General features: G+C 68.4%; 2 protein-coding genes and 1 pseudogene. 2 read left to right on the forward strand and 1 reads right to left on the reverse strand.

From position 1 onward, the window contains the following. Together mutL and miaA are read left to right on the forward strand one after the other, a co-directional pair. Positions 1 to 393, forward strand: a pseudogene (mutL, locus tag V7Q81_RS15615) (DNA mismatch repair endonuclease MutL); the annotation flags it as partial. 81 nt (positions 394 to 474) lie between these two features. Continuing rightward, positions 475 to 1383: a tRNA (adenosine(37)-N6)-dimethylallyltransferase MiaA gene (gene miaA / locus V7Q81_RS15620; RefSeq protein WP_333845178.1), complete on the forward strand. Its 909-nt coding sequence runs from the start codon at positions 475 to 477 to the stop codon at positions 1381 to 1383. Positions 1384 to 1394: 11 nt separating this feature from the next. Here miaA and xseA read toward each other — a convergent pair. Further along, the coding region (gene xseA, locus V7Q81_RS15625; RefSeq protein WP_333845175.1) for an exodeoxyribonuclease VII large subunit at positions 1395 to 2678 on the reverse strand (1284 nt) is incomplete at its 5' end.

The raw sequence follows: 2678 nt of genomic DNA on the forward strand, positions 1-2678 counted from the left end.
GCCCAGGATAGGGAAACGGTGGAACGCAACCGAGCCCTGCTCGGCAGCCTAGGCTTCGACATCGCACCCCTTTCCCCCACCACCCTGACGGTGCGGGCGGTGCCCTCGGCCCTGGCGCAGGCCGATACCGCTAACCTGATCCGGGATCTAATCCAGGAGCTGCGGGACTTCGACGCCGCCACGCTCGCCACCGCCCACCGCAACGAGCTCCTCGCCCGGATCGCCTGCCATGGGGCGGTGCGGGCCCACCGGCGCCTCACCTTGGCCGAAATGAACGCGCTGCTGCGCCAGATGGAGGCGACGGAGCGCTCCGGTCAGTGCAACCACGGGCGGCCCACCTGGTTCCAGTTGAGCCTCCAGGATCTGGATCGCCTGTTCATGCGGGGCAGGTGAAAAGTGGACCACCAGGCTCTGGGCCTTTCCGAGTCGGGTCCCCGCGGGCGTAGGGCGCCCGATCCTCCCGCCATCTTCCTGATGGGGCCCACCGCCGCGGGTAAGACCCAGGTGGCGGTCACCCTTGCCCGAAGCCTTCCGGTGGAGATCGTAAGCGTGGACTCCTCCCTGGTCTACCGCCACATGAACATCGGCACCGCCAAGCCCGATCCGCAGACGCTCAAGGTCGTGCCCCATCATCTGATCGACCTGGTGGAGCCCAACGAGACCTACTCAGCGGGGCGCTTCCGGGACGATGCCCTCACGGTGATGCGGGAAATCACCGAACGGGGTCACATTCCGCTCCTGGTAGGCGGGACCATGCTCTACTTCAAAGCGCTGCGGGAGGGCCTCGCCGAGCTGCCCAGAGCGGACCCGGCGCTGCGGGTCGTAATCGACGGCATGGCCGCCGAGCAGGGCTGGCCAGCCCTGCACCGCATCCTCTCCCAAGTCGACCCGGAAACCGCAGCGCGGCTGTCGCCCAACGACGCCCAGCGCATCCAGCGAGCCCTGGAAGTGTATTACCTGACCGATCGACCCCTATCGGCGCTCCTCAAAAAACCCCAATACGTCTATTTCCCCTATCGGGCGATCACCCTTGCCCTCGTGCCGAGCGACCGGGAGCGGCTCAACCAGCGCATCGCTCAACGCTTCGAGGACATGCTGGAGCTGGGCCTGATCGGGGAAGTGCGCTGGCTGCGCCGCCACTACGCCCTGGACCTCTCCATGCCCTCCATGCGCTGCGTCGGCTACCGCCAGGTATGGAAGTACCTCGAGGGAGAATACACCCTGGAGCTGATGCGGGAGCGGGCAATTGCGGCAACGCGCCAGCTTGCCAAACGCCAGCTCACTTGGCTGCGGGCCATGGAAGGTGTCACCACCTTTGACTGCTTCGGCGAGTCGGTCGCCGAGGCGGTGCTGGCCCACCTGCGGGCGGCCCTCGCCGGCTGAGCTGCCGGGCACTACTTACCGTTGCCCTTTTCCCGCACTCCGGCCCGGGCCCAGCCGTGGGCAAAGGTCAGCTCCAGCAGATCCCCCGGGGCTACCTGGGCTGCAGAGCGCACGATGCCGCCGTCCGCGGTCCGGACGATGCTGTAGCCGCGCTCCAGCACGTGCTGGGGGTTCAGATGGTCGAGATGGGCCTCGAGCCGCACGAGCTCCCGTTCGGCATGGGAGAGCGTGTAAGCCATCGCCCGTGAGAGCCGCGCCGCCGCCCTGCGCCAGGCGGCCCATGATGGCTCGAGGTCCGGGCGCGCCCGCCGCAAACGCTCCGCCAGGTGCGCCGTCTGTGTCCTGTCTAGGGCGAGTCGGCGGCGCGCCGCCGCCACAAGCCGCCGCGCAAGTTCCGCAAGCCGCGCCGCTTGGGCTCGCAGACGCTCGCCGGGAGGGACGAGCCGCCGCGCCAGGTAGTCCAGTTGCTGCATGCGCGCTTCGAGCCGCCGCCCATAGCCCCGCTGCAGGCGTCGCGCCAGGCTCTCCAGGCGGGCGAGCAGGTCGATGCGGCTGGGGCTCACGAGCTCCGCCGCGGCGGTGGGGGTCGGCGCGCGCCGATCGGCGACAAAATCAGCAATGGTGAAATCGGTCTCGTGGCCCACGCCGCTCACCACCGGGATGGGACAAGCGGCGATCGCCCGGGCCACCACCTCCTCATTGAACGCCCAGAGATCCTCCAGGCTTCCTCCGCCCCGGCACAGAATGAGGACATCGCACTCTCCCCGCTCTCCCGCGACGCGTAGCGCCGCCGCGATCTGCTGGGCGGCCTCGAGCCCCTGCACTTGGGTCGGATAGATAACCACGGGCAGGGTCGGCAGGCGCCGTCGCAATGTGGCGAGCACATCCCGCAGGGCCGCCCCCTGGGCAGAGGTGACAACGCCCACCTGGTGCGGGAAGAGGGGAAGGGGGCGCTTGCGCTCGGGGGCGAACAGGCCTTCCCGTTCCAGTTTCGCCTTTAAGCGCTCGAAAGCCTCGTACAGGGCGCCCAGTCCCGCCCGGCGCATGGTCTCCACGTTGAGCTGGAATTCCCCGCGGGCCTCGAAGAGGGTCACCAAGGCGCGCACCTCTACCAGAGCACCGTCCGCCGGTTCCCAGTCCAGGTATTGATTGCGGTTGCGGAACATGACGCAACGCACCTGAGCCTCCCGGTCCTTCAGGGCGAAATACCAGTGACCCGACGCATAGCGCTTCAGGTTGGAAATCTCGCCGCGCACCCAGAGCAGAGGGTAGGTCTGCTCCAGCAGGACGCGGGT

Source organism: Pelomicrobium sp., from assembly GCF_036803785.1.
Classification (GTDB): Bacteria; Pseudomonadota; Gammaproteobacteria; order Burkholderiales; family UBA6910; genus Pelomicrobium.